Here is a 20,677-nt window from a genome sequence, read left to right on the forward strand (position 1 = left end):
GTCCGCCACCCTGCGGCGCGGCGGACGGGACCCGGTCACCGTCCGGAAAGGCACCCGCCATGCCCCGTGGCCCGCTCGCTCCCGTGACCGTCACCCTCGTCGGAATCGTCACCGCCGTCGTGGCCGGCGTCGGCCCGTTGTCGAGCCCGCGTGCCGCCGAGGCCGCCCCCGACCCGGTGGCCGCCCAAGCCGCCGAACTCGCCGCCGACTGGCTCACCGGGCAGCTCGTCGACGGAGGCTTGCCCGGCTTCGCCGGCACGGACTGGGGCCTGACCATCGACGCCCTGTTCGCGTTGCAGGCAACCGGCACCCAACCCGCGGCGGTCACGCAGATCACCGAAGCGGTCGCCGCGAACGGTGACGGCTACGCGGTCTTCCGCGACGGCGACCTCGCGTACCGGGACGGCGGGAGCACCGCCAAGGTCCTCGCCGCAGCCGCAGCCGGCGGCGAGGACGGCACCGACTTCGGCGGCGACAACTGGCGACAGCGGACCCTCGACCTCGTCTTCGGCGCCGAGGACGGGCCGATGAACGGGTGGCTCCACGACGACTACGCCGGCAGTCTGATGGGCGAGAACATGTTCGGGCAGTCCCTCGCGGTGCTCGGACTGGCCCGCTCCGGTGGCGTACCGCAGCCGGTCGTCGACTTCCTCGTCACACAGCAGTGTCCCGGCGGCGGCTTCCGACTCTACCCGGGGGCCGGCGGCACCTCCTGCGCCGAGGACCCCGAAGACAACCGGATTCCCGACGTGGACACCACCGGTATGGTCGTCCAGGCGTTGATCGCCGCCGAGCGGGCCGGCGCCACCGGCACCTCGGAGCCCGTCGCGGCCGCCACCGACTGGCTCCGGTCGGTGCAGGCCGAGAACGGCTCGTTCAACGGCTCCGTCGTCACCGACTATCCCAACACCAACAGCACCGGCCTGGGCGGGCAGGCGCTGGCCGCCGCCGGCGACACCGACGCCGCCGGGAACGCCGCCGAGTTCGTCGTGGCCCAGCAGCTGACCGCCGCGAACGGTGGCGCGGCCGCCGCCCACGCCGGTGCCATCGCCTACACGCCCGAGAGTTTCGCCTCGGCCGTCGCCTCCGGGATCGAGGAGTTCGCGCTCGACCAGTGGCGGCGGGCGACCACGCAGGCCATTCTCGGGCTCACCCAGGTCCCCCTCGGCGAGATCGGTGCCGACGACGGCACCGGGCCGACACCGACCGCCTCCCCCACCGGCTCAGCCACACCTTCGCCCACCGTGTCCGCGACTTCGAGCGGCGGGCCGTCGCAGAGTCCGACCGGTAACCCCAGCCAGACCCCGTCGAGCACCCCCGGCCCCAGCGGTTCCGTCACGGCGACTCCGACGTCCGCGCCGGCCACCACGACAGCGCCGCCGAACGGCGCAGGCGGCAACCTGCCGACCACCGGCCTGTCGATCGTGACCTTCTCCGTCGTCGGGCTCGGCACTGTCGGCGGCGGGATCGCCCTGATGCTCCTCACCCGTCGGCGTCGCGACGATGCGGCAGCGGGCCGGGGGTGACGCCGGTTCGGTGGTGACCGCCGGTCGGCGCTGACAGCGGATCAGGCGGTGTTGGCGACGTCACCGTCGTCGGCGGCACGGGGTGCCGCGGGCAGGGCGACAGCGTCGGGTGGCGCCGCCGCCGGGGTGGTCGGTCCGAACGTTGCGACCACGCCGTAGGAGGCCCGGCGGGCCGCCCGGCGCAGCGTCGCCAACACGGCCGGACCGAGCATGAGGATCGCGACGGTGTTGGTGATCGCCCGGCCGGTGTCCCAGCCCGCGGTCGAGGTCAACAGCGTGAAGATCGCGAAACGGTGCAGGTTCTCCAGCACCGGCGCGCCGGGAACATAGGAGATGTGCCCGGCGTAGTAGTCGACCTCGGCGCCGGTGATGAACGGCCAGAACCACAGGTTCATCAGGAACCCGAAGGCGTAGGCGACGACGACGCCGTAGCCGACGAGCATCGCGATCTCGGCCCTGCCGGTCACCCCACGTGGCAGCAGGCCGGCGCCCATGCCGATCCACGCCGAGCAGAGCATCTGGAACGGCAGCCACGGTCCGACCCCGGCGGTCAGCAACGCCGACGCGAACAGCGACGTGCATCCGAGTACGAACCCGAAGCCGGCGCCGAAGACCCGGCCGGCGAGGACGAGCACGAAGAAGACGGTCTCGATCCCGGCGGTGCCGGCGCCGAGCGGGCGCAGGGCCGCGTTGACGGCCGAGAGGACGCCGAGCATCGCCAGCGCCTTGGCGTCCATGCCGCCCTCGGAGAGTTCGGCGAGGACGACCACGATGAGGATCGGCAGGATGCCGATGAACACGAACGGGGCGTCCGGACCGTGCTGCATGCTCTGCGGCTCGACCCGTACCAGCAGCGGCCAGACGAACATCATCAGCCCGGCGATCGAGGCCAGGGTCAACACCACCGCCGAACGCGGCCCCAGCCGTACGGCCTGGTCGTCACGACCCCACCGACGCGTCACCGCTCCTCCCCGCACGGTACGGAGTCCCGGCTCGCTCCGGCCCGCCGACCCAGTGCGGCGTCGACCTCGGCGACGGTGAGCCAGTCCGGGCCGAGGATCTTCGCGACCTGGGTCGCGAACGCCGGGGATCCGCCGAGAACCTCGGCCGTCGGGCCGTCGGAGACGATCTCTCCCTCGGCGAGGACGACGACCCGGTCGGCGATGCGGGCGACGAACTCGACATCGTGGGTGGCGACGACCACCGCCCGGCCCTGCCCGGCCAGGTCGGCGATCATCGTGCCGAGGGCGGCCTTGGCCGGGTAGTCGAGCCCGCGGGTCGGCTCGTCGAGCAGCATCACCCTCGGCGCCGCGGTGAGCTGGATGGCCAGGACGAGGGCGAGCCGTTGTCCCTCGGACAGGTCGCGCGGGTGTTTGTCGTCGGCGATGCCCGGCGCGAGACGGTCGAGCAGTTGTCGGCAGGAGCCGGGGGCCGCCCGCGACTCCCGGTCGGCGGCCTCGCACTCCTGCTCGACCGTCTCCAGGAAGAGCAGGTCACCAGCGGACTGCGGGACCAACCCGACCAGGGCCCGTGCCGCGCCGCTGGGCAGATCCTTCGGATCGTCGCCGGCGACGCGTACCCTGCCGTCCTGGCGTGGGCCGCTGCCCTGGATCGCCCAGAGCAGGGAGGACTTCCCGGAGCCGTTGCGGCCCATCACGACCACTACCTTGCCGGCGTGCAGGTCCAGATCGACGCCACGGACGGCGACGGTGACGCCGTAGCGGACCAGGATGCTCGTCGCGGACAGCAGCGGCGGGTCGTCACCGACGGGTGCGGGCCGCCGGGGGACGTTCGCGGCGGCGAGGTCACGCAGCAGCGGCCCGGTACGGCGGCGCGCGTCGCGTACCGACAGTGGCAGCGGCGTCCAGCCGGCCAGGCGCCCGAGTTCCACTATCGGCGGGGCGACCGGAATGGACGTGAGCACGTCCGTGGGCGGCCCGTCGACGACGGAGCCGTCGCCGGGCAGGTGGATCATGCGGTCCGCGAACGGCACCACGCGCTCAAGCCGGTGCTCGGCCATCACGACCGTGGTGCCGAGGTCGTTGACGAGCCGGGCCAGCGTCGCGAGGACGTCCTCGGCGGCGGTGGGGTCGAGAGCCGACGTGGGCTCGTCGAGAACCAGCACCGGCGGATGCATGGTCAGGACCGCGCCGATCGCCACCCGCTGCTGCTGACCGCCGGAGAGGGTACGCAGCGCACGCCGGCGCAGGTCGGCTATGCCGAGCAGATCCAGGGTCTCCTCGACGCGGCGCCGCATCACCTGCGGTGCGACGCCGAGTTGCTCCATGCCGTACGCGAGTTCCTCCTCGACGGTGTCGGTGACGAACCCGGCGAGCGGGTCCTGGCCGACGACGCCGACGAGGTGGGCCAACTCCCGGGGCGGCAGGGTCCGGGTGCTGGCGCCGGCGACGGTGACCGTACCGTCGAGGTGGCCGCCGGTGAAGTGCGGGACGAGGCCGTTGAAGGTGCCGAGCAGGGTGGACTTGCCGACGCCGGTACGGCCGGCGAGCACTACCAGTTCGCCTTCGCCGATCTCCAGGCTGACGTCTGCCAGGACGGGTTCCGGGACGTCGCGGTACCGGAAGCTGACGCGGTCCAGGACGATCATGTGGGCACCTTCGTGGGGCGTTCGGGTTCGACACCGGGCCCGTCGGCCGGGTCGAGCGGCGGGGCCGGCGGCGGGGACAGATACGCGGGCGCCACGCCGAGCAGCACTCCGATCAGCGGTGGCCACGACAGCATCGGCCAGGACAGTGAGATCAGCGACGGGTTGAGGTTGGTCGGGTCGACGCTGGATGTCGCGAACACGACGACGGCGGTGGCGAGGCCGCTGGCGGCGACGACAACCTCCGCGAGCTGCCACCGGTCGGGGCGGTAGCGGGTGCGGCGTACCCGACCGCCGGCGCTGCGGAAGCCGAGCAACGCCACGACGATTCCGGCGACCAGCACGGGCGCGGCGAGGTAGCGGGGCGTGGTGCCGTCGAGGGTGGCGTAGACGCCGACGCACACGCCGAGCAGACCGATGACCATCAGGGTGCCGGTGAGCGTGCGGGCGCGGGTCGTGGCCACCCCGGCGCGGCCGTAGCCCCGGGAGTCCATCGACGCGGCGAGCATCAGCGACCGGTCGAGGGCGTCGGCGAGCACCGGGATGACGATCGCCCGCAGGCTCGGCACGCCCCGGCCGGTGCCGCCGCGCAGCTTGCGGGCCTGCCGCACCCGGAGCACACTCTCGGCCAGCTGCGGGAACACCGACAGCGCGACGGTGACCGCGGTGCCGAGCTCGTACAGGGCGGCCGGCATCGCCTTGAGCAGCCGCTTCGGGTTGGCCAGGGCGTTCGCCGCGCCGAGGCAGACGACCATCGTGGCCAGACGCAGCCCGTCGTAGAGACCGCCGAGGACGGACTCCGCGGACACGTCTCCGAGCAGCCGGACACCGGCCGCCCAGGCCGGCAGGGGGATCTCCGGTAGCCGGACGATGATCGTGGCGCCTTCGGCGCCGCCGAAGACGAACCGGAAGAAGACCCGCATGACCACGATGACCGCGGCGAGGTAGAGATAGAGCCGGAACGCCAACGCCCACGGCGCGTCCGAGCGGCGAGCCACCACCGTCAGGCAGGCCACCACGATGATCGTGATCAGCAGCCACGGGTTGGTGGTGCGGCTCGCCGCCGTCGCCAGCCCCAGGGCCCACACCCACCAGGCGGCGGGGTGCAGGTCGCGGGGTAGGAAGTACAACGGACGCATCACGCCTTCCGGGATCGGCGACGGGCGGTCCACCACGTCGTCACCACGAGGACGACTATCGCGCCCAGGGCTGCCCACGGCGCCCACCGGCTCGCGCCGGACTGTCTGCGGATCACCTCGTTGACGTCCTCGGCCCGCTCGCCGCCACTGAAGGCGACGTTCTCGGCCGGGCTCGCGGCGGCCACCGTACCCGTAGCGGTCGCTTGGGGTCGCGGCGGCGGGAGCGCCGTCCCGCTGGTCGTCGGCGCGGGCGGTGCGCCACCGGTGTTCGGCGCGCGACCGCCGTCGCCGTCGCCACCACCGGGGTTGCCGTCGTCGGTGCCACCGGCGGGGTTGCCGTTGCCGGGTGGGGCCGGCGGATCCGGTCGCGGCGGTCGTTGCTCGTCGGGGTCGTCCGAAATCGGCGGCGGCTCCTCCGAGGCGTTACAGGCCCTGCCCTCGGTCCCCGGCCGGACGGCGGCGATGCGCGGCACCGGGTTGGACGCGGCGGTCGCGTTCAGGGAGAACGACCAGCCCTCGAACCCACCCTGGACGAAGTCGCGGTTCTTGACGCCCCACTGGCTGTACTGCCAGGGGCAGTTGTTCCCGGCGTGCCAGTAGGACCAGTAAGCCTTTGCCGGTGGGGTGTCGACGCACGCTTCCCGGTAGTCGGGGTTACCGGAGATTGGTACCTGCTCGACCGCCGACGGTCGGTTCTCGACCCGGCAGACGAACGCCTCGCCCCAGCGCTGGGCGCCGGCGATCTGGAACCCGGCGCCCTTGAGCGCGTCCAGGCCGGTGCCCCGGGAACTCTGCGGGAAGCAGCGCACGATCGTCGTGCCACCCAGCTGCTGGAAGTCGACCACGACGGTCACACCGCTGCCGGAGGTGCAGAATCCGGGCTTGCCCTTGCCGTGGTCGATCGCGTACGCGGGGACGGCGGCCGCCGTCACGTAGACGACGGCCGCCGCGGCCACGAGCCGAACCAGATGCGGTTTCATCGGCCGGTCTGGTTGAGCGGGTTGACCGCCGGGTTGCGGGGCGTCACCCGCGGCACCGGGTTGGTCGAGGCGTTGCGGTTGAGCGAGAACGACCAGCCTTCAAAACCACCCGGTACGACGTTGCGGTTGAGCGCACCGAAGCTGCTGTAGGTCCACGTGGTGCCGGCGCCGTTGGCGTGCCAGTAGGACCAGTACGCCTCGGCCGGCGGCGTCACCACGCACTGCTCCTTGTAGGTCGGGTTGCTGACGCGCGGGATGTTCTCCGTCGCCGACGGCCGGCCCTCCAGCCGGCACACGAATCCGAGCCCCCACTGCGCGGTGCCGGCGACCGAGATGCCGGCGTCCTGCAACGCCTTGATGCCCGTACGGGCGGTGCCGGGGTTGGCGTTCGGCGAGCATCGGGTGATCGTCGATGCCGGCACCCCACCGTTGTTGTGGAGCTCCTGGAAGTCGATCACGACGGTCACGCCGGTGAGCGCGTCCGCGCCCGTGCAGATCCCCGGGTAGCCCCTGGTGGGGTCGACCGCCCGCGCCGGTGACGGGCCGGCTGTGAGCAGGGCGGCCACCATCACGAGGCCGCTGACCGTGGACAGGAGTCGTTTCATGGAGCAACCGCCTTGTGGGTAGTGATCCGATGGACGAGGTGACGTCGGCCGACGTACAGCGCGACGACGAACGGGAAGCCGAGGCCGACCAGCGCCACGGCCGGCCGGAGGGGGTGTTGGAGCCTGGCAGCGGCGATGGCCGTGCTGACCGCGAGGTCGGTGACGCCGGTGACCTTTGGCAGGTGTCGCGGAGCGAGGCGATGAAGCGGCTTGTGCATCGGGCGGTCACCTCTGTTAACGCGACAGTGGTCTGACACATGTGCCCGCGTGGTGGACCCGACTCGTCATCTGCGATGACCTACGGTTGCGCGACAGTGCCGGAATTCGACCGGCTTCCTCGTCACGAGCACATCGATATCCAGTTGGCTCGCCCGACGTCCGTGGTCGACCACGGGCCAACGTAGACGTCGATGCGTATCGAACAGTAGAGGGTGTAAGGGTCCGAGCGCCACCGTGCTGAGAGGTTCGGACGGCTGATCCGTTCGGTGGGGACGGTACGGACCCACACCCGACCGACCTGCGGCGAGGGAAGACCCTGCGCGTGGTGTCACCGGTGCCGTCGCTGACCGAGGCGGTCGCGGTCACCCTGCCCGGACTACTCGTCGGCCCGGTCGGGTCTGTTGGCGGAGAGCCACGCGGTCATCCGGGCATCGGTGATCGACTTGACCGAACAACGTACGTACTCGTGGCCGCCCGATCCGGCGAGGCCCTCGATGCCGTACACGCTGACGACGGTGAGAATCCTCGAAGTGCTGTGGGTCGCCCCGACGTTGCCCGCCGCCCCGAGGCGTGAGGTGCGCATCGGTGGCCGGATGCCGCTCCGGCAGGCCTCGGCGGAGTGGGCTCAGGATCCGGGACCGGCACCGCTACTCAATCCCGCGTGCGAGTACCTGATCTACGTACTTCGCCACGGCGATGGGGAGGGCGCGCCGCCGAACGTGGACTGGCGCATCACCGGAGACCAGGGCGTCTACCGGTTGGACGCCCGCTCGGGCGGCGAGCCCCGGTACGTGTTCTGCGGCGGAGGGGAACCGCCGCTACCGAGAGTGCTCGATCCGACCGCCGTACGCTCGCGCGCGTTCCTCGGATGAGGGTTCGAGAATCGACTCAGGGCGGTTCAGGGCTATCGGCGGCTACATCGTCTGCCACTACGATCCCCCGACCACGCCATCGCCAGGCGCCTCACGACGGCGGCCCGGTGTCCGGTGATCGGCTCCGGTCGGCGTCGGGGATCAAATCTGGTCGTTAGTGCACCCGGTCACGTGATTCTCTCGTCGACGCATCGACAAGGAACTGTGTGCCGGTGTCAGGGACGATTCGCTCGCGTCGCCGCATCATCAACCGGGCCGGTTCCCTACGGATCTCCTGATCACGGTGCGTCGGTCTCGGGCCGCTGCCCCTCCAAGTTGACCCTTGCCCGGTGGCGGTAGTTCACGGGCGGGATGCCGTAAGCGGCACGAAAAGCGCGGCTGAGGACCGCCGGATCGCTGAATCCCCAACGAGCCCCGATCCTGTGAATCGGAATATCTCGCAGAGCGGGGTTGGCCAGATCGCCACGGACCCGTTCCAGACGCTGGCTCCGAATCAGACTTCCGACCGTAACGCTCTCGGATTGAAACAGACGATGCAGGTAACTGATCGAGATATGGTGCGCGGCGGCGATGGTGCTCGCGCTGAGGCTTGGCTCATGCAGGTGCTGCTCGATGAATGCCCGGACGCGCAGGGTCAGAACCCGTCGACGCGCCTCCGGGGCGAGAGCGTTTTCGGCGTCGAGTGTGTGGGCGAGCAACGCTGACAGTAGATCGATCAGGACGGTTCCCAACCGAGGTCCGTCCGAGATTTGATAGCTGCCGGAGTCCGCGGTCAGGCGAGCGAGGAGCCCCGCCAGTGACCCAATGATGAATGACAGGTGGTACCACTCGGGGTCGGACTGACGGATCAGCTCCGCAGCGTGATCGCTCGTCATTTCCATCGGCGCTATTGGCTTGCTCATGCACTCACACCAACAGGCGAACCGATCGGCCGCAGGAAGATCGTCACTTCGGAACACGGACTCGACCACAACTACCCCCATGGCAAAATCCGTACCCGATGATCCCCCACTGCGCGTCCGCGAGCGCCGGACTCCTCCCGACGCCGACGGACAGCGCCGACCGCACGGCGGCTCCGAACACGGCTCCGATGTTGCCTTTCATCCGGTACGCCTCCATCCTGGAACCTGAACCCTCCTGACCCAGCCCTGCTGCCGGTCGGCGGCGTACGCGGTTTTCCCCGGCTCGCTCTTGTTGCGGCCGTCGGCCATCAGCAGCTGGATCAATGGTCAGCCGGTGCGCACTGCCGGAGACAGGGGCAGCACATCCCCCTTGTGAGCCTCTTTTGTCTGTGTTATGGGCGACACCTCACGAGGTCGCCGGCAGCCTGATCGCATTGGAGAATGTGGATATGGACCGACGGACCGAACTCACCGCGTTCCTCCGCTCCCGCCGTGCCCGGATACACCCCGACGACGCTGGCGTACGGACCTTCGGCGACCGGCGCCGGGTGCCCGGGTTACGCCGCGAGGAACTGGCCTGGCTGGCCGGGATCGGCACCGACTACTACGTACGGCTGGAGCAGGGTCGCAACGGCACCGTCTCCGCCGACGTGCTCGACGCCCTCGCACGCGCGCTGAAGCTGGCCGAGGTGGAACGCGTACACCTGCACAATCTCGCGCGCCCGGCGCGACGTCCGCCGCGTCGCGGCGCCGAAGAGGTCGCACCCGGACTGCAACGACTGTTGGACACGATGGGCGAGGTGCCGGCGTACGTCGTGGGACGCGGCACCGACGTGCTGGCGTGGAACCGACCCGCCCGCCTGGTCTTCGCCGACTTCGCGGCGCTGCCGCCGGAACGGCGCAACATGGCCCGGCTGGTGTTCCTCGACCCCGCGACCCGCGAGCTGTACCGCGACTGGGAGGTGAAGGCGCGCGACGTCATCGCCCGACTCCGGCTGGACCTGGGCCGTTGCCCGGACGATGTGATCCTGTCCGCGCTCATAGTCGAGCTGCTCGGCCGCAGTCCCGACTTCCACGAACTCTGGGCCGACCAGGACGTCCTGGACAAGACCCACGGCACCTACCGCCTGCGACATCCGCGATTCGGCGGTTGTGCCCTCGCCTACCGGGCGCTGCGTCTGCCGGAGGAACCCGACCAGTTGCTGGTCACCTACACGGTCGAGCCCGGCTCGTCACTCGAAACCGCGCTGCGTCACGACCGGGTCCGGCAACCGGAGCCCGGCCGGCCGGTCGACCCACTCCACGACCAACCATCCCGTACGCGAGCCTGAGCGACCCGGCCGCACGGTGCTCCACCCAGCCCCCGAGGTTTCCGACGTGCGGCACCGGTCACTGGTTCAATGGCGCGATGACTCGGGACTGGCAGAAGTGGCACGACGAATACGACGAGCCGAACTCGCCGCTGGCTCACCGGCTCCGGGTGGTGCGCCGCGACCTGCGCCGGGCGCTCGCCGAGGCGCCCTGCGGCACGGACGGCGTCCAGCAGGTGGTGAGCATCTGCGCCGGTGAGGGCCGCGACGTGCTGCCGGTGTTGGCCGAGCAGGACGAACACCGCCGGGTCCGGGTGCTGTTGGTCGAGCTCGACCCGGTGCTGGCGCAACGCGCCCGTACGACGGCCGCCGACCTCGGCCTGTCCGGTGTGGAGGTGCGCGTCGCCGACGCGGGCGCCGTCGACACCTACCTCGACGTGCCGCCCGCGCACCTGCTGCTGGCCTGCGGCGTCTTCGGCAACATCTCCGCCGCCGACACGCGGCAGACAGTGGCCACCCTGCCGGCCCTGCTCGCCCCCGGTGCGATCGTCATCTGGACCCGGGCCGGCCGGGACGGGGGCGACGACCCCAGCCAGCAGGTCCGGGCGGACTTCCGGGACCACGGCTTCACCGAGCTGTCGTTCACCAGCGCCACGGAGAGCAGATTCCGGGTCGGCATGAACAAGCTCGACACACCGGCCGCAACCCGCGCACCGCAGGCGGGCACGCGCATGTTCACGTTCCGCTGATCCGCACCGCATCACGGTGCGAAGAACCAGCCGATGTCGGTGTAGTGGTGCTGGGCGAGCCAGGTCAGCGTCGAGCCGGTCGAGGGTGGGGATAGGTGACGACAGGCACTGGAGACGTACCGGACCTCAGATTCCCAGCGTTTGCGCCACCTGCTCGGTCAGTTCGTCCTCGGTCGTGGTCGTGTCGACCTCGACGATCGGCAGTCCGAGGAGCTTCGTCTGCTCGGAGAGGCGGTCGGTGAACATGCGGTCGCGTTCGAGCAGGTTGTGCAGGGCTCGATCCGGGTCGCTCGTCCGCCCGGCGATGCCCCAGGTGGAGCCCCGGCTGTCCAGCGCGTGCCGGCGGAAGGCGGGCGTCGGGAGAAGCCAGACGGCGTGCCCGGATACGGCGAGGGGCCGTACGAGATGGGGCAGTAGCCGGAAGCCCTCGACCAGGACTGGAGGATCCTTCGGCAGCGCCAGCAGGTCTTCCACGATCAGGTCGAAGCCCTCGCCCCGGAACCAGTGAAATGTCTCCAACATGGTCTCCGGGGATCGGTGCACCCATCGCTCGTCCAGGTCCATGGCCATGAAGCCGGACAGGAGCGGGGCGTCGTCCCGCGTACTGCGGCCGGCGTGGTCCGACATCACGTCGTCGGTCGCGTACAGTCGCAGTCCATGCCGGTCCGCCAGGCGACGGGCGATGGTCGACTTGCCCGCACCACTCCCGCCACCGATCCAGTAGACGTGGCCGAACAGTGCCGAGGCGTCCGTGTTCTTCCCTCCGAGTCGCATCCTTCAGCCTCACATAGGATCGGGGTCATGCCCCTGTCCCCGGAGGACGTCGAGCGGTTCGTGGCTTCCCGGCACCGTCTGGAAGCCATCGCGTACCGGCTCCTCGGCTCCGCGACGGAGGCCGAGGACGCCGTCCAGGAGACGTTCCTACGCTGGCAGGCCGCTGACGTCGACCGCATCGAGGTCCCCGATGCCTGGCTGACCAAGGTGCTCACCAATCTGTGCCTCAACCAGCTCACCTCCGCACGGGCGCGCCGCGAGACCTACGTCGGCCAGTGGCTTCCGGAGCCGCTGCTCGGCGGGGACCCGATGCTCGGCCCGGCCGACACCGCCGAGCAACGCGAATCGCTCTCGTACGCGGTCCTCACCCTGATGGAGCGCCTGTCCGCCAACGAGCGGGTGGTGTACGTGCTGCGCGAGGCCTTCGACTACCCACATCGGGAGATCGCCGAGATCCTCGACCTCACCGAGGCTGCCTGCCAGCAGATTCTCCATCGCGCGAAGAAGCACGTGGCGGACGGCAGGGCCCGTACCGAGGTCGACGGGGTCGCCGCTCGGCGGATCGTCGAGGAGTTCCTGGCCGCCGCCACGAGCGGCCAGATCGAACCGCTCGTACGGCTGCTCACCTCGGACGCGATCTCGATCGGCGACGGTGGCGGCAAGGTCCCGGCCCGTACCAGGGCGTTCGAGGGCGCCCGTGCGGTCGCGAGGTTCCTGTGGGGCCTGTTCAAACCGACCGAGGCCAAGCGGGCCGTGCTCGGCGGCGCGGCCGAGGTCTACGCCTGGACCGCGAACGGCGATCCCGCCGTCGTGGTCGTCGTCGGCGGCCGGGTCGTCGGCGTCATGTGCCTGGAGATCACCACCGAGGGCATCGCCGCGGTCCGTAGTCAGGTCAACCCCGACAAGCTGGGGCGCGCGACCGAGCGGTTCGCGGCCTCCGACCACGGGGAACCGCTGTTCAGCGGATTCTGACCTCGTGTGAGGTGCTTCACAACGTGTTCCTGTCAGCAAACCGCGGCCCGCCCGGTTCAAGTGGCGAACCCGCGTCAGACAGGAGCACGGACATGCAGCATCGCATCATCGTCCTCGGCGCCGGATACGCCGGAGCCATCGTGACCGGCCGCCTCGCGAAGCGGCTCCGCCGCGAGGACGTCGCCGTCACCGTCGTCAACGCCGAGCCCGACTTCATCGAACGCGTACGCATGCACCAGCTTGCGACCGGCCAGACCCTCAAGCCCCGGCCCTTCACCGAGATGTTCGCTGGCACCGGCGTCGTGGTGAGGGTCGCGAGGGTCACCGGCGTCGACGTCGACCGCAAAACCGTCGCCGTCATCGACGCCGACGGGTCCGAGGAACTCGCCTATGACACGCTCGTCTACGCCCTCGGCAGCGGCTGGGACGCCCGGGGCGTCAGCGGAACCGCCGAGCATGCGTACGAGATCGCCGGCCGCCCCGGAGCGCTCCGGCTGCGCGAGCGCCTGGCCCGTCTCGACGCCGGGCAGACCGTGGTCGTCGTCGGCGGTGGCCTCACCGGGCTGGAGGCCGCGGCCGAGATCGCCGAGGCCCGGCCGGACCTCGATGTGGCCCTCGCCGCCCGTGGCGGCCTCGGCGACTCGCTCTCCCCCAAGGGCCGCGCGCACCTGCGAAAGGTCTTCGGCAAGCTCGGGATCACCGTGTACGAGCACGCCGCCGTCACCGCTGTCGAAGCCGAGCGCGTCGCCACCGCCGACGGCAGGGTCATCCCGGCCACGGTGACCGTGTGGACCACCGGCTTCGCGGTCCACCCGATCGCGAAGCAGACCTCCCTGGAGGTCACCGGCGCCGGCCAGATAGTGGTCGACGCGACGATGCGCTCGGTCTCGCACCCGGACGTCTACGCGATCGGCGACGCGGCCTTCGCGATGGGCGCGGGGAACAGGCCGATGCGGATGGCGTGCGCTTCGGGCGTGCCGATGGCGTGGCAGGCCGCGGACTCGATCGCGGCCCGGCTGACCGGTGGGAAGCTCCCGAACGCGGCGTTGCGCTACTTCAACCAGTGCATCTCGCTGGGCCGCAGGGAGGGCCTGATCCAGTACGTGACCGCCGACGATCGCGCGGTCGCGGCGGCCCTGACCGGACGGCTCGCCGCTGTCTACAAGGAGCTGGTCTGCAAGGGCGCCGTCTGGGGTGTGGCCAACCCGACGCTCGGGCTGCCGACCCGGCGCCGCAGTGTCACCCGGGAGCGGGTCACGGCGGGCCCGGCCGTGAAGGAACTGGCCTAACCGGTGCACGCGGCGAGGCGGGCACCCTCGATGTGAGGGCACCCGCCCCGCTGTCGGCTGGATGTACGACATCGCACGAGATACCTCTCTTAACGTGTTTGTCGTACGACATGATTGAGTTCACGGCACGCCCGAGGGAGCGCCGGATCCGGGTGATCCAGCATCGAACCTGGCACGGGAAGGACCGTCATGCCTTTCGTCGATATCTCCCTCGCGCGGGGAAAGTCCCGCGAATACCTCGAAGGTGTCTCGAACGCCGTACACGAGGCGCTCGTCGCGGAGTTCGGAATGCAGCCCGGGGACCGATTCCAGCTCGTCCACCAGCACGAGCCCGATGAGATGATCTTCAACCGCAGTTTTCGCGGCGGGCCACGCTCCGACGACTTCGTCGTCTTCACGATCACCGTCGGCCTGGACCTCGGCGAGCTGGCCAAGCGGCGGTTCTACAAAACGTTGGTCAGGCTGCTCGGTGAGGGCCCGGGGGTGCAGCCGGCGGACGTGTTCGTCATGATCCACGTGACTCCCCCGGTCAACTTCTCCTTCGCCGACGGGGTGGCCGCCAGCGAGGTTGCCGCCGCCGAGGCACTGGATCGCGCGGCCACCGGATCCGGCACCAGGGCCGCCTACACGAAGACGGAAATGGTGGACGCGATCATCCAGCTGTTCAAGGACAACGACCGCAGCCGGATGACCTTGATGCTGCGCGACGACTTCGTCCTCAAGGTGCCCAAATCGCTGCCCTACGGCGGCGAGTTCACCGGTCCGGAGGGGTTCGGCACCTTGTTCGACCGGGTGACCGGGGCGAGCGACTACTACGAGTCCTTCGTCACCGACCTCACCCGCGTCATCGAGGGAGAGGACCATCTGATCGCCGCGATCACCGTCACCGGGCGGGGCAAGAAGTCAGGGAAATCGCTGTTCGCCGAGAACATGTGGCTGTTCGATATCGCCGACGGCAACTTCGTCCGGGCACAGATCTATCCCGACACCGCCGCCGCCGTCAGCGCCGCCGGTTAGGGCGCCGCTGACCGGGCACCGTGGGTCCGTCGGTGACGGCCCTCCGCCGCCCTCCGCCGCCAACCGGCCGCCCGACCGCGTGGAGCGGACGGGCGGCCGGCGCCGTGGCGGTGTCACTCGCAGAAGACCTGCACCTTCACGTCGGGCTGATCGACGTCGACGGTGATGTCGTCGAGCTGCTCGATGAGGTCCTCGATGTGCTGCGGCTTGAGCTGGGTGAGGTCGATCGGCACCCCGGACTCGTGCAGCTTCGTGTTGACCTGGGTGAGCGCCTGCGGTGGGATAAGGCTCGTGAGCCGGACCCCGGCGCGCAGCAGTTGTAGCGGGACCCGGACGTTGATCCGGCCCGGCCCGTCGCCGCTGCCCTCCTCCGAGACCAGCACCACGCGCAGATACCTGGGTCGGGATTTCGGACGGGGCGCGGCCCCCGGCGGCGACTCGGGCTGTTCTCGTTCGACGGCGTCGATCAGCCGCTCGGCCTCGTCTGCGGTGATCTTGCCCTCAGCCAGCATGTGCAGAATCTGGCGGCGTTGCTCGTTCATTGTTGCTCCTCCCGCTCTGATTCATCTGACGCTTACGAGCACGGCCGTTCGGCCGTCCCCGATCTCGAACCGGGTGCCGGGCAGCGCCCACAGCAGTTGCCCGGTGCCGCGCAGCGCGCCCACCGGACTCACCCGGAAGACGACGCAGGCGACCAGTCCGACCAGCACGGCGAGCAGCAGCAGCGGTGAGAGCAGCAGAGCCACCGGCAGGACGGGGACGTAGAGCCGCAGCCAGCGACCGTCGGAACGGCGATGACGGTACGTCACCAGTTGCGGGATCATCTGGACTTCTCCAGCTCGACCAACGCCTCCTCGACGCTGATCTCCCCCCGCCGCAGGCGGTCGACGACGTCGGCGCCGGTGGGCGCCGGGTTGGTGTCGACGAAGTCGAGATGCTCGGCGATCCGGTTCAGCCGGGCCTTGATCGTCGGGTAGCTCACCCCGAAGATCCGCTCCATCTCCTTGATCGAACCGTGCGACCGCACGAACGCGGCGACGAACACCTGGTCGTCGATGCTCAGCTGCGCCAGCTGCGGCGGCTCGAACTGCCCCTCGACCGCGACGCCGCTGCCGGCCAGGCGCACCCGCTCGACCACGAACGGCTGTCCGCGCGTCAGATCCGTCAGTTCCTGCCAGTCCACCCTCGGCTCCCTCACCCTCGGCAACTCACCCGTCATTCATTTGTATATTAACTTTTTCAAGGTGTCAACGCGAAAACCTTGAGTTTCTTAATTTGATCTTCGTTGGCCGGCCGCCGCTCCCCTGTCGTCCGCGATCCGCGGTGTCCCCGTGGTGGCCAGCCGTGCTATCACCCACGGGATCGGTGCATCTCGCCGCCGGTGCTGTCCGAACACTGACATCGGTTCCCCCGGAGTTCGGGGATGCTCGAAGCGAAGTGTCCGAGGTGCCGGATTGTGCGACAGACACGTCGCCCGGCATCGATGCCCCGATGTGCGATACGAAGGCTTCGGAGAGATCAGCGGGAGAGGGCAATGCCGCGAGCTGAGCGCCCACTCGATCCGGGTGACACCGCCCTGCTGCGATTCGCCCGCGACCTGCGCCTGCTTCGGGAAAAAGCGGGCAAGCCGACCTATCGGGAGCTGAGCGGCCGCGCCCACTACTCCGAGGCGGCCCTCTCCCAGGCCGCGGCCGGCCACAAGCTGCCGAGCATGGCGGTCACGCTGGCCTACGTCGCCGCCTGCGGCGGCTCGACGGAAGACTGGGAGGAGCGGTGGCGCGAGGTCGCGGCGGAACTGCCGGCGCCCGAGCAGAGCGATGACCGCGAGCCACCGTACGCCGGGCTGGCCTCGCTCCAGCCCCGGGACGCCGAGCGGTTCTTCGGTCGGGAGAGACTGGTCGACGAGGTGCGGTCCCGGCTGGCACGCCAACGCGTCGTGGTGGCCTTCGGTGCGTCCGGCGTCGGTAAGTCCTCGCTGCTCCGGGCCGGGGTGATGCCGAGACTGCCCGACCCCGTGCTGTTGTTCACCCCCGGCGCGCACCCGATCGAGGAATGCGCGATCCAGCTCGCCCGGCACGCCGGATCACCGGTGGCGGTGCCGGGAACGGACGTACGCGCGCTGCACCGCATGATCGCCTCGGCCGCGCCGGACGACGCCGAACTGGTGATCGTGGTCGACCAGTTCGAGGAGGTCTTCACCCTCTGCCGGGACGACGAGCAACGGCGCCGGTTCATCGACGCGCTGCTCACCGCCGCGCTCACCCGCAACAGCAGATGCCGGGTGGTGCTCGGGGTACGGGCGGACTTCTACGCGCACTGCACCGCCTTTCCGGACCTGGTCGAGGTGCTGCGCGACGGCCAGGTGACGGTCGGCCCGATGAACCCCGAGGAGTTACGCCTGGCGATCACCCAGCCGGCGGTCCGTTCCGGCTATGCGGTCGAGACCGCGCTGCTCACCGAACTGGTCGCCCAGGCCAACGGTCGGGTGGGGGTGTTGCCGATGCTGTCGCACGTACTGCTGGAAACCTGGCTGCGGCGGCGGGGGAACACCCTGACGCTGGCCGGGTTCCGGGCGGCCGGCGGCATCGCGGGCGCGCTCACCCAGACCGCGGAGGCGGTTTACGCCCGACTCTCCGCCGGTCAGCGGAAGATCGCGAAGAACCTGCTGCTGCGGCTCACCGAGCCGGGCGAGGGCACCGGCGACGCCAAACGCCGGGTCGACCGGGTCGAGCTCGACGACAACGCCGACACCCGTACGGTGCTCGACCGGTTCGCCCACGCGCGCCTGGTCACCCTGGACCGGGACGGTGTGGAGATCGCGCACGAGGCACTCCTCCGATCATGGCCGAGGCTGCGGGAGTGGCTCGCCGAGGACCGCGAGGGACTGCGGGTGCATCGCGCGCTGACCGAGGCGACCGAGGCTTGGGAGGCCCTGGACCACGACGACGGTGCCCTCTACCGCGGCGTGCGGCTGGTCCGCGCACGCGAGTGGGCAGCACGCAACGGCGGCACACTGGCCAGCCGGGAACGTACCTTCCTCGAAGCGAGCCGCGCGGCCGAACTGGCCGAGCATCGGCTCACCCGCCAGCGGGGCAGGCGGCTGGGCCAGGCTGTGGCGTTGCTCGGCGTCCTGCTGGTGCTGGCCGCCGCCGCGGTGACGTACGCGGTCAACGTCGAGCGCTCCGCCGCCCGGCAGAGCGACACCGCGCTGTCGAAGATCGTCGCCGGCAAGGCCGGCCTGCTGCGCGGGCAGGATCCGGACCTGGCGGCGCAGCTCAGTCTGGCCGCGTACCGGCTGGCGCCGACCGCCGAGGCACGGGCAAGCCTGTTGGCCATGATCCCGTTTCCGCACAGTGCGCGTCTGTCCGGACACGACGCGAACCTGAACGCCGTGACCCTCCGCGCCGACGGACGCGCCGCGGTGACCGTGAGTCACGACCGTACGGCCCGTCTGTGGGACGTCGCCGATGCCCGTCGACCCGAGGTCGCCGCCGTACTCACCGGCCACGCCAGCACTGTCAACGCCGCCGCCTTCCGCCCCGACGGCAGGGTGCTGGCGACCGCGAGCTGGGACGGTACGGCCAAATTGTGGGAGGTCGCCGATCTGCGCCACCCGGTCGAACTCGCCACCCTGCACGGACACCGGGGCGAGGTGAACGCGGTGACGTTCCACCCGGACGGCCGTACGGCGGTGACCGTCAGCAGCGACCGTACGGCGAAGGTGTGGAACGTCGCCGATCCGCGCGCCCCGCGCGAACTCATGACCCTGACCGGGCACACCGGGTTTGTCGTCGGCGCGGCGTTCGGACCGGACGGCACGGTGCTGGCCACCGCCAGCTTCGATCACACCGTCGCGCTGTGGAACCTCGCCGAGCCGGACCGGCCGAGGATCGTCACCGGTCACCGGGGCCGGGTGACATGGGTGGCGTTCAGCGCCGACGGGACCCGACTCGCCACCGCCAGCCAGGATCGCACCGCCCGCGTGTGGGACCTGGCCAGCGGTCGGGAGCTGGGCGTACTCACGGGCCACGACGGCATCGTCCGCTCGGTCGCGTTCAGCCCCGACGGGCGTACCGTCGCCACAGCGGCAGAGGACCAGACGGCACGACTCTGGGACGTGGCCCAACCCGGCCACTACCGGCAGGTCGCGGTGCTCAAGGCACACACCGAGCCGGTGGTGTCGGTCGCGTTCCGCTCGGACGGGCGGGTCCTCGCCACCGCCAGCGACGACGACACCGCCATCCTGTGGAAGATTCCCGGTACGCCCCTGGACCAGCTCGACGTCTCCTCGGCCGCGGCCTGGGTGTGCGACTCCGTCGACGGCCCAATCGGCCCGGAGCACTGGGCGACCTACTTCCCCGGTCGGGACTACCGCCCGCCCTGCCGTGGACGGCCGACATGAACCAGCACGCCGGCCGTCCATCGCCGAACCGGCCGCCCGGATCGCGGTGCCGGATCAGTAGTAGAGGACCCAGAGTTCGTAGTCGTCCCCCGGGAACCAGCTACCGTCCTCGCAGGTGAACCGCTGCCAGCGTCCCTCGTCGACACCCGCGTGCCCGGCCCTGGTGCAGTCCTCCACCCAGTAGTAGTAGGTGAGGAACTCGTAGCCGGGCGGTGCGGCCTGCGCTGCCTGCGCGCCGAAACCGACTCCCGCCGTCGCCACCACGGCCGCCGCGAGCAGCCCGGCCGCCCGCTTCATTCGAATACCCATGGCTCTCCCTCTCTGCTCCGGGAGCGGTCGTCTTCAGCGGCGATCGTGGTCGAACGCCCCGCCCCCTGTGCTGAGACCTGTCTAGCAGCGGTTTCTTCTTCACGATCGACGCCGGCGCGGTGAACAACAAACGCTGAACAATCCGCGTGCCCGGAGGGCCACAGGAAGTGGCACACCCCGTCGGCAAGCCGTTGGCTCAGGCAGCCAGGCCGGTCCGCCTGCGCGGTGCGTGGCGAGTGTGGCTGCCGCTGCCGCCCGATGACCATTCGGGATTTAGGTGCGGCGGCCGCCCGACGGACAGCGGCGAGCCGGGACCGCTGCTGTAGTGGTGCCCGGTGTGGTCCTGGACGTGAGCCACCGGAAAGGGGCGATGGTGGTGGGTGCGGGTGGGGTCCGAAGCCGGTTGAGCTGCGACGTTGACCCTGTGGTCACCCGTAGGGCGAGAGGTTACGGAGAAGTTTCATAGGATTCAAGTCTGTGACTTTCCCTCTTGACCTGGCCTTCCACCACGAAGACCCAGGTCAGACACCGAATAGTCGGGGTCGTGGGTCTGAAAATTTTCGCCCACCTGCCCGCAAAATTGCGGGCCGACGAGGCGCAGATCGACCGGACGAAGGGTGGCCGGCGCCTTCGAAACGAACACGTCGATGCCAAACCGTCGTCGCCAGTCGATCGTCACCTAGGCGCTCTGAGCTGCTAAAAGCGTGTTCTATCAGGGCACCCTTCAACCCCGACCCAGGCCACCGGCCGGCCGAGTACAAAAATTTAGGGCCTTGGATATTTCGGAAAAGTTTCGTAACCTAGGCCGCAGACAGCTTGGCACCCCCACGACGGCCGGGGTCGGTCCACCCCCGACGGCATCACGAGCTGGTCCCCCGCCGCCCCGTCGACCCGGAGGAGCAGATGCACACAGGTCAACCCACCTCAACACGAACCGCGGACATCACGGGCCTTGTTCAGCGACCGAGGGCGTGACGCGAGCGGACCGGTAACGAACGATCCGTGAC

General features: G+C 70.2%; 22 protein-coding genes, 1 pseudogene and 1 riboswitch. Of the genes and pseudogenes, 10 read left to right on the forward strand and 13 right to left on the reverse strand.

Translation table 11 applies throughout. The features are described from left to right. The first annotated feature begins 83 nt into the window (after positions 1-83). A complete protein-coding gene (locus OG792_RS19685) occupies positions 84-1,526 on the forward strand; it encodes a prenyltransferase/squalene oxidase repeat-containing protein (RefSeq protein ID WP_329100942.1) in 1,443 nt (480 codons plus the stop codon). Between the two features lie 41 nt (positions 1,527-1,567). Here OG792_RS19685 and OG792_RS19690 read toward each other — a convergent pair whose 3' ends face one another. From OG792_RS19690 to OG792_RS19710, 5 genes are read right to left on the reverse strand one after another with little or no spacing between them, the layout of a single operon-like run. Beyond that, complete coding sequence (locus tag OG792_RS19690) at positions 1,568-2,488, reverse strand: ECF transporter S component (protein WP_329100944.1); 921 nt, start codon at positions 2,486-2,488, stop codon at positions 1,568-1,570. Beyond that, positions 2,485-4,134: an ABC transporter ATP-binding protein gene (locus tag OG792_RS19695; RefSeq protein ID WP_329100946.1), complete on the reverse strand. Its 1,650-nt coding sequence runs from the start codon at positions 4,132-4,134 to the stop codon at positions 2,485-2,487. The genes OG792_RS19690 and OG792_RS19695 overlap by 4 nt, the downstream gene beginning before the upstream one ends. Next, positions 4,131-5,270, reverse strand: a complete 1,140-nt coding sequence (locus OG792_RS19700; RefSeq protein ID WP_329111334.1) for an energy-coupling factor transporter transmembrane component T — start codon at positions 5,268-5,270, stop codon at positions 4,131-4,133. Before OG792_RS19700 ends, OG792_RS19695 begins: the two co-directional genes overlap by 4 nt. Further along, positions 5,270-6,226, reverse strand: coding sequence for a hypothetical protein (locus OG792_RS19705; protein ID WP_442932256.1), 957 nt, complete (start codon positions 6,224-6,226; stop codon positions 5,270-5,272). The genes OG792_RS19700 and OG792_RS19705 overlap by 1 nt, the downstream gene beginning before the upstream one ends. Positions 6,227-6,246: 20 nt before the next feature. Then, on the reverse strand, positions 6,247-6,855 hold the full coding sequence (locus tag OG792_RS19710) for a hypothetical protein (protein WP_329100948.1): 609 nt from the start codon (positions 6,853-6,855) through the stop codon (positions 6,247-6,249). A gap of 29 nt (positions 6,856-6,884) precedes the next feature. Here OG792_RS19710 and OG792_RS19715 point away from each other — a divergent pair, with 29 nt between their 5' ends. Together OG792_RS19715 and OG792_RS19720 are read left to right on the forward strand one after the other, a co-directional pair. Next, positions 6,885-7,109 carry a hypothetical protein gene (locus OG792_RS19715; RefSeq protein WP_329100950.1) on the forward strand — a complete coding sequence of 75 codons (225 nt, stop codon included), beginning with the start codon at positions 6,885-6,887 and terminating at the stop codon, positions 7,107-7,109. Then, positions 7,077-7,219, reverse strand: a riboswitch (adenosylcobalamin (AdoCbl) riboswitch). Its footprint overlaps the gene before it by 33 nt. Positions 7,220-7,390: 171 nt before the next feature. Beyond that, positions 7,391-7,462, forward strand: a pseudogene (locus OG792_RS19720) (helical backbone metal receptor); the annotation flags it as partial. Here OG792_RS19720 and OG792_RS19725 read toward each other — a convergent pair. Continuing rightward, complete coding sequence (locus tag OG792_RS19725; protein ID WP_329100952.1) at positions 7,451-7,579, reverse strand: hypothetical protein; 129 nt, start codon at positions 7,577-7,579, stop codon at positions 7,451-7,453. The pseudogene OG792_RS19720 and the gene OG792_RS19725 sit on opposite strands and share 12 nt — an antisense overlap. Before the next feature lie 10 nt (positions 7,580-7,589). Here OG792_RS19725 and OG792_RS19730 point away from each other — a divergent pair, with 10 nt between their 5' ends. Next, positions 7,590-7,946, forward strand: a complete 357-nt coding sequence (locus tag OG792_RS19730; protein WP_329100953.1) for a hypothetical protein — start codon at positions 7,590-7,592, stop codon at positions 7,944-7,946. Positions 7,947-8,224: 278 nt separating this feature from the next. Here OG792_RS19730 and OG792_RS19735 read toward each other — a convergent pair whose 3' ends face one another. Continuing rightward, positions 8,225-8,848: a helix-turn-helix domain-containing protein gene (locus OG792_RS19735; RefSeq protein WP_329100955.1), complete on the reverse strand. Its 624-nt coding sequence runs from the start codon at positions 8,846-8,848 to the stop codon at positions 8,225-8,227. Positions 8,849-9,297: 449 nt separating this feature from the next. On the opposite strand from OG792_RS19735, the gene OG792_RS19740 reads away from it, so the two are divergent. Further along, positions 9,298-10,179, forward strand: a complete 882-nt coding sequence (locus OG792_RS19740) for a helix-turn-helix transcriptional regulator (RefSeq protein ID WP_329100956.1) — start codon at positions 9,298-9,300, stop codon at positions 10,177-10,179. Between the two features lie 77 nt (positions 10,180-10,256). Beyond that, positions 10,257-10,907 carry a class I SAM-dependent methyltransferase gene (locus OG792_RS19745; protein WP_329100958.1) on the forward strand — a complete coding sequence of 217 codons (651 nt, stop codon included), beginning with the start codon at positions 10,257-10,259 and terminating at the stop codon, positions 10,905-10,907. A 126-nt stretch (positions 10,908-11,033) separates the two neighbouring features. On the opposite strand, the gene OG792_RS19750 is transcribed toward OG792_RS19745, so the two are convergent. Next, a complete protein-coding gene (locus tag OG792_RS19750) occupies positions 11,034-11,681 on the reverse strand; it encodes a shikimate kinase (RefSeq protein ID WP_329100960.1) in 648 nt (215 codons plus the stop codon). A 27-nt stretch (positions 11,682-11,708) separates the two neighbouring features. Here OG792_RS19750 and OG792_RS19755 point away from each other — a divergent pair, with 27 nt between their 5' ends. From OG792_RS19755 to OG792_RS19765, 3 genes are all read left to right on the forward strand, one after another. Further along, positions 11,709-12,653 (forward strand): RNA polymerase sigma-70 factor, encoded by a 945-nt coding sequence (locus OG792_RS19755; protein WP_329100961.1) that lies wholly within the window; start codon positions 11,709-11,711, stop codon positions 12,651-12,653. A gap of 92 nt (positions 12,654-12,745) precedes the next feature. Continuing rightward, on the forward strand, positions 12,746-13,942 hold the full coding sequence (locus OG792_RS19760; protein WP_329100963.1) for an NAD(P)/FAD-dependent oxidoreductase: 1,197 nt from the start codon (positions 12,746-12,748) through the stop codon (positions 13,940-13,942). 189 nt (positions 13,943-14,131) lie between these two features. Next, positions 14,132-14,959 carry a tautomerase family protein gene (locus OG792_RS19765; RefSeq protein ID WP_329100965.1) on the forward strand — a complete coding sequence of 276 codons (828 nt, stop codon included), beginning with the start codon at positions 14,132-14,134 and terminating at the stop codon, positions 14,957-14,959. Positions 14,960-15,072: 113 nt separating this feature from the next. Here OG792_RS19765 and OG792_RS19770 read toward each other — a convergent pair whose 3' ends face one another. Genes OG792_RS19770 through OG792_RS19780 form a run of 3 tightly spaced genes read right to left on the reverse strand, consistent with a single transcriptional unit; the run spans position 15,073 to position 16,142 of the window. Beyond that, on the reverse strand, positions 15,073-15,501 hold the full coding sequence (locus OG792_RS19770) for an SHOCT-like domain-containing protein (RefSeq protein WP_329100967.1): 429 nt from the start codon (positions 15,499-15,501) through the stop codon (positions 15,073-15,075). Between the two features lie 21 nt (positions 15,502-15,522). Further along, a complete protein-coding gene (locus OG792_RS19775; RefSeq protein WP_329100969.1) occupies positions 15,523-15,783 on the reverse strand; it encodes a hypothetical protein in 261 nt (86 codons plus the stop codon). Then, positions 15,780-16,142, reverse strand: a complete 363-nt coding sequence (locus tag OG792_RS19780; RefSeq protein WP_329100971.1) for a DUF2089 domain-containing protein — start codon at positions 16,140-16,142, stop codon at positions 15,780-15,782. The genes OG792_RS19775 and OG792_RS19780 overlap by 4 nt, the downstream gene beginning before the upstream one ends. A gap of 351 nt (positions 16,143-16,493) precedes the next feature. Here OG792_RS19780 and OG792_RS19785 point away from each other — a divergent pair, with 351 nt between their 5' ends. Continuing rightward, on the forward strand, positions 16,494-19,361 hold the full coding sequence (locus tag OG792_RS19785) for an nSTAND1 domain-containing NTPase (protein ID WP_329100973.1): 2,868 nt from the start codon (positions 16,494-16,496) through the stop codon (positions 19,359-19,361). A 54-nt stretch (positions 19,362-19,415) separates the two neighbouring features. Here OG792_RS19785 and OG792_RS19790 read toward each other — a convergent pair whose 3' ends face one another. After that, the gene (locus OG792_RS19790) at positions 19,416-19,670 is read right to left on the reverse strand and encodes a hypothetical protein (RefSeq protein WP_329100976.1); all 255 of its coding nucleotides are present in this window, start codon (positions 19,668-19,670) and stop codon (positions 19,416-19,418) included. A gap of 469 nt (positions 19,671-20,139) precedes the next feature. Then, positions 20,140-20,349, reverse strand: coding sequence for a hypothetical protein (locus OG792_RS19795; protein ID WP_329100978.1), 210 nt, complete (start codon positions 20,347-20,349; stop codon positions 20,140-20,142). Positions 20,350-20,677 lie beyond the last annotated feature (328 nt).

The sequence above is a fragment of the Micromonospora sp. NBC_01699 genome (assembly GCF_036250065.1).
GTDB lineage: Bacteria > Actinomycetota > Actinomycetes > Mycobacteriales > Micromonosporaceae > Micromonospora_G.